The sequence below is a fragment of the Rhodococcus sp. T7 genome, assembly GCF_009872365.1.
Taxonomy (GTDB): domain Bacteria; phylum Actinomycetota; class Actinomycetes; order Mycobacteriales; family Mycobacteriaceae; genus Rhodococcus_F.
Genome location: NZ_WXYH01000237.1, coordinates 1 through 1,340 on the forward strand (window position 1 = coordinate 1; position 1,340 = coordinate 1,340).

Consider the following 1,340-nt stretch of genomic DNA (forward strand, 5'->3'; position numbering starts at 1 on the left):
GGGCTCTGGAAGGTGTTGCCCCGCACGTCGTCGAGGGTCCACATCTTCTTCGGGTCGTCCAGATCGAGGTGCGGCTGACCGACCAGGGTCTTGCCGTCGTCGCGGACGTAACCGAGATCGGAGACGATGTCGGCGAGGTCCTTGCCGTGGTGCAGGGTCTCCCATTCACGGAACCCGGTGAGCCGTCCCATGTTCGGAGTGGCCTTCCCCTGGTATTCCTCACGAAATGCGACGGCGTCGGTCCAGTAGCAGGTTTCCGAGCAGTAGGTCCGCCACTGGTTGTCCACCTTCTCGACGACCATGTCTTCGCGGATGAGGGCCGGCACCATGCAGGTCCAGCACCGGTGCGGGTACTGGTACCCGACCTCTTCGAACGCGATCGGCTTGTTGCGACCGGGGTAGGCGAGCCGGTTGTACTCCTCCCACCACTTGCCGTACTTCGAGTACCAGCCCGGGTACTTGTGCTCGAACCATTCGAAGTCCTTGTCGGTCATGGCATCGATACGCCAGTAGTTGACCGGCCAACCGGTGGCGAAGAACCGGGCCACCTCGTGGACGTAGCCCTTGTCGGTGATGCGCTTCCACGCCTCTTCGACCAGGTCGTGCGGAATCGTCAGGCCGTACTTCTCGAGCGGGATGAGGTAGCTGCGGTAGTAGTCGTCGTAGATCCAGCGACGCCACATCTCGGCGTAGCTCTCCCTATCCTTGCGGCGGTCCTTGGTGCCGTATTCGATGAAGGTACCGATTGCGGCGTCGACGACGCAGTGGTTGTTCCACCATGCGTACCGCAGGTCGCGTTCGAGCAGTGGGCGATTTCGCTCGTCGGCGAGGGCCATCAGCAGGATCGAGTAGCCGTTGGAGATGTGCCGCGACTCGTCGGACTGCACCGAGTGGAAAACGGTCGGCAGCAGGTAGTCGCCGTTGGCGGCGGCTTCGTCGGGCATGGCGACGAACAGCGTGTTCGTGAACGCGGTCTCGGCGACCACGGTCAGGTAGATGTTGGCCGAGGTGATCGCGTCACCGGTGATGAATCCTTCGCCGAACTGCCGGCCGATGGTACCCGCGTAGTTGTTCGCGAACGCCTTCTCCGTCATGTCGAACCCGGCCGGGTCGATGTAGTTGTTCATGTACAGCTTCTTGAGGTTCATCTGGATCGTCGAGTGACGAACCTCGTCGATCATCTGCACCGCGAGACCGTTGTGGATTTCCGGGTTGGGCACGGCGTCGATGGCCATCGGCATCGCCCGGGCGGCCGAGATCTCGGGGAACGGAATGATCGACAGGAACAGCTTCTGCCATTCGAGCCACCGCTGCTGCACCTGGCGGAACATGTTGCCGCG

1 protein-coding gene is annotated in these 1,340 nt (G+C 62.3%); it reads right to left on the reverse strand.

Annotated elements, in window-relative coordinates:
* A partial coding sequence (locus MLGJGCBP_RS21570) for a methane monooxygenase (protein WP_160097951.1) occupies window positions 1-1,340 on the reverse strand: 1,340 nt, incomplete at both ends.